Consider the following 3,934-nt stretch of genomic DNA (forward strand, 5'->3'; position numbering starts at 1 on the left):
GCCGAACTCTTACGCGACGAACGATACAGTCCGTCGAGATAAAGAATGATGTCGGCACAGTTCAGCCGACGCCCCAGATCGTGTCACCACCCGACGATCCGCAATCGATATTAGGTTGATGCGCTTGGAGGGCAACACTCGACGCAGAATATTGCAGTTATTCCTCAATAGGCAGAGCCAACGATGCCTTGATGCGATCCATTACTACCATCGTCTTGACTGCTTTGATATCAGACTCGTGAAAAAATCGACGGGTAAATGCCTCATACTCGGCCATGTCCCGCACAGAGATCATGAGAACGAAATCGGCTTCCCCCGTTACATAATACGCACTCATGATCTCAGGCGTGCGCCGGACCGCTTGCTTGAACCGATCAATGATATCTAGCCGCTCGCGCTCCAGACTGATAGACGCCAGCATGAGCATGGGACGACCCACGGCTTTTGGGGAGACTATGGCAACGTCAGCCTCAATCACACCATCATCACGCAGTCGCTTCAGTCGCCGCTGACAAGCGGTTGCAGAAAGGCCCGCAAGTTCGCCCAATTCGGCTGTCGTAAGGCGATTGTCGCGCTGCACGGCATTGAGAAGCTTCCGATCAACTCGATCCAGGTCCATTTCACGATCACTGCAAAAAAGAATATATTCGCGCAGAAAAACTGCTTGCCTACCGTGATATTAGTCTGACTTCCACAATGATCAAGCTATAAAATGATCCGATCTGCGAAAGTTATTTGCCTTCCGGTGGTGAACCTCTTGTCTTTGTAAATTCGGCCGAATGGTATGGTCGGGTCGCACGCAAGGTAGCTCGACCGCTCTTTAAAATGGCAATTTCGACATAATTGTAGAAACTGGGCGTCATGAGTAGGTTTTGCATTCCTCAACCCACAAACACGGATCTGATAACGAGCATGACAAGCCATTTTCTGCCCTTGGACCTCCTTCGACAGGAGTTTCCGGCCACTGAAAACGCCATTTACATGGATGTTGCAAATCAGGGGCTTATATCCAGAACGACCCGAACGTCTATGGATCAGCACCTCGACAATAGACTGAACGGCCTGAATGACGAAGAAAGAATGATGCAACTTGTCGAGCGGACTCGCTCCAGGTTCGCCAAATTCATCGCGGCCGAAAAAGATGAAATCGCTATCACAAAGAACGCCTCGGAAGGCATCAATATAATCGGAAACGCGATTGATTGGAGGCCCGGAGACAATGTTGTGCTGTGCCGGCAATTGGAGCACGCAAACAACATCTTGCCTTGGCTGCAAATCAGGGACAAGCATCGAATTGAACTTCGCATTGTAGAAGCTGATAGCGGCGCAATTCCGTGCGATGCTCTTACCAAGGCCATCGACTCTCGCACTCGTATCGTCACACTATCGACGGTCACAATGGTGCCAGGCTTCAAGACGGTGATGGAGCCGATTGCTGAAGAGTGCAAGCGGGTTGGCGCTTTTCTTTTGGCCGACGCGTCGCAGTCCGTCGGTATATTGGATACTGATATCACTCGGCTTGGTGTCGACGGTTTGGTGGCGTCCTCTTACAAGGGGTTAATGGGGCTCTATGGGTTAGGATTTCTGTATTGCCGCCGAGAATGGGCCGATCGCCTGAGCCCTGCCTACCTCGCGCGCTTCAGTGTCGATCTCGGGGACGCACCAGAATCGGCTCCCATATTCGATTCGGTAAAATTGCGTGCCGGGGCGCCTCGTTTTGAAATTGGCCATTACAATTTCCCCGGCGTAATAGCGGTCTACGCATCAATCGGACAGCTGATGGAAATCGGCACGTTAGCGATTGAACAAAGCGTCACATCGGTTGCAAGACGGCTGGCATCGGGCTTGTTAGATCTCGGGCTACCCGTTTGCGGCGGGGCACCAGGGAATCACACCGGAAGTATCGTTACTCTCGGACTTCCAGCAGCGCTTGCTGGTTCGCGCGAATCCGACAGCCGCATTCATTCGCTGCACGAGCATTTTTTGAAGAACCAGGTGATTGTCTCGGTCCGCCGGGGGATGCTGCGCTTTTCACTTCATCTATACAACACTGCAGACGAGGCCGACCAAGTCGTCGCTCTGGCAAAGAACTGTCTGCTATAGCCGCAAGCTGCATTCTCAATGAGGGGTATTTATGTCGTCCATAAGCACACAAACGGTTGAGCTTCTCAAGCAACTCATCAAAATTGAGAGCATCAACCCGTCATCTTCAGCACAGGGGAGTGGAGAGCAAAAGATCGCCGAGTTTCTCGAGGCTTTTTGCCGGGATCGAAACCTACCGTATGAGTATCAGGACGTTACAGACGGCCGGTCGAACTTCTTTACCTGGGTGCCAGGGCAGGATCCTTCCAATCGCGTCTTGTTCATATCCCATATGGACACGGTACCTGTCGAAAATTGGGTGGCAGATCCTTTTTCTCCAGAAGAAAGAGAAGGGCGGATATATGGGCGAGGAAGCTGTGACGATAAGGGTCCGTTGGCCGCGATGTTGATGGCTCTCACCACACTCGGAGAACGTAAGCCCCGAGCCACGATCGTCCTGGCTGCAAGTGTTGACGAGGAGTATCGGAAGAAGGGGGCGCGAGCAATTGCTCAATCAGGTGCTTCATACGAAGCGGCGGTTGTTGGTGAGCCGACTGATTTGGAGCTTGTGGTCGCACATAAGGGCTCAGTCCGCTGGCAGGTTGAGGTTGAGGGTGTGCCCGCTCACAGTTCCAAGCCTCATCTGGGAGTGAACGCGATTACACGAATGGCAAAGGTCATTCTGGCGCTCGACAAAATCAATGAGACTTTGTCGAGCGGGTGCATCCGTTGGTTGGCCCGCCGACGCTTACAATTACCCTCATTGAAGGAGGGGTAGAATTGGCGACCGTACCACCATCGTGTCGTGTCTGGATCGATAGACGACTCACGCCGGGAGAGCGACCGGCGGATGCCCTTCAGGAAGTTGAGAACATACTGGAAAAGCTGCGCCAAGGTCCGGATAAGATCAACGTGCGTTCGTTGCTACCTGCTTTGGAAGATCCAGCTCCTCCGAGTGCGGAGGGCACGCAAATTGCCGCAGTGGCCGCTAAGGCATGTGCAGAAGTCGCAGGAACGGGCAAGCCCCTTGGGGTTCCTTATGGCACGGATGCAAGCCAGCTTTCGTTGGCAAACATTCCCTGCGTTATTCTCGGCCCTGGAAGTATCGATCAAGCCCATACCACCAATGAGTTCGTGGAGATCGATCAGCTCGGCAAAGCGGTCGAAATCTACCAAAAAATTATGCTTAATTACTAGGGACATCCGGCACGGCATACAGATAGCCGCGAGGCAGACTCGGGCTGGCGCCAGGACGGCTCCGCCACATAATTTCGCCCGACACATAAATGCGGGTCCCGGCCCAACGTCTCCTGCATCCCGCGACGCATATGGGTCCGGCCGACCGCCAACCAGATCCGCACCTGGCTCGGAACCGGGATCATGAAACACCCAGCGCCTTCACCATCGCCGCCGCCATTGTCGGCGGCGTGGTCAGCGGAATCCGCAGCCGCACCTTGCCGGCGATCTCCAGCTCGATCACCGCTGGTGACGCCACCGGCACCGAAGCGGCGACAGGCTCATCGGGAACCGCGACAACCTCGGCAAAGCCTGTCGCGCGGGCTCTCACCGTGCGGCGCCATTTATAGACAAGCTGGTCGCGACATCGTAATGACGCGCTACCGCCGCCACTGTGACCCCGGGCGCGAATGCCGCGGCGAGTATCCGTGACGCCGCCGCTCAGGGCCGGTCAATTATCTCACCGGCGAGACGTTCTTTTGCCATACGCTGCCGTTTGACCGCTCCTCGATGACGCGTTGGCGCAGCCGTATGGGCGTGGAGCGGATCGTGGCGCTGTTGCAGGAGAGCCTCAGCCTTGCGGTCAAGACCGGGGCGATGAAGCCGGCCGACACGC

Annotated in this window: 5 protein-coding genes and 1 pseudogene; 4 read left to right on the plus strand and 2 right to left on the minus strand. The window is 54.9% G+C overall.

Going from position 1 to position 3,934, the window contains the following annotated elements; translation table 11 throughout:
- Positions 1–157: 157 nt before the first annotated feature.
- A complete protein-coding gene (locus AC0L25_RS32165) occupies positions 158–619 on the minus strand; it encodes an Lrp/AsnC family transcriptional regulator (RefSeq protein WP_473599141.1) in 462 nt (153 codons plus the stop codon).
- Between the two features lie 293 nt (positions 620–912).
- On the opposite strand from AC0L25_RS32165, the gene AC0L25_RS32170 reads away from it, so the two are divergent.
- Genes AC0L25_RS32170 through AC0L25_RS32180 form a run of 3 tightly spaced genes read left to right on the plus strand, consistent with a single transcriptional unit; the run spans position 913 to position 3,279 of the window.
- Positions 913–2,103, plus strand: coding sequence for an aminotransferase class V-fold PLP-dependent enzyme (locus tag AC0L25_RS32170; protein ID WP_473599142.1), 1,191 nt, complete (start codon positions 913–915; stop codon positions 2,101–2,103).
- 31 nt (positions 2,104–2,134) lie between these two features.
- Positions 2,135–2,860, plus strand: a complete 726-nt coding sequence (locus AC0L25_RS32175) for a M20 family metallopeptidase (protein WP_473599143.1) — start codon at positions 2,135–2,137, stop codon at positions 2,858–2,860.
- Positions 2,861–2,862: 2 nt separating this feature from the next.
- Positions 2,863–3,279, plus strand: coding sequence for a M20/M25/M40 family metallo-hydrolase (locus AC0L25_RS32180; protein WP_473599144.1), 417 nt, complete (start codon positions 2,863–2,865; stop codon positions 3,277–3,279).
- Between the two features lie 181 nt (positions 3,280–3,460).
- Here AC0L25_RS32180 and AC0L25_RS32185 read toward each other — a convergent pair whose 3' ends face one another.
- Positions 3,461–3,649, minus strand: coding sequence for a transposase (locus AC0L25_RS32185; protein WP_473599145.1), 189 nt, complete (start codon positions 3,647–3,649; stop codon positions 3,461–3,463).
- A gap of 125 nt (positions 3,650–3,774) precedes the next feature.
- Between AC0L25_RS32185 and AC0L25_RS32190 the strand changes: the two are divergent.
- A pseudogene (locus AC0L25_RS32190) lies at positions 3,775–3,934 on the plus strand (IS5/IS1182 family transposase); the annotation flags it as partial.

The organism is Mesorhizobium sp. WSM4813, assembly GCF_055811555.1.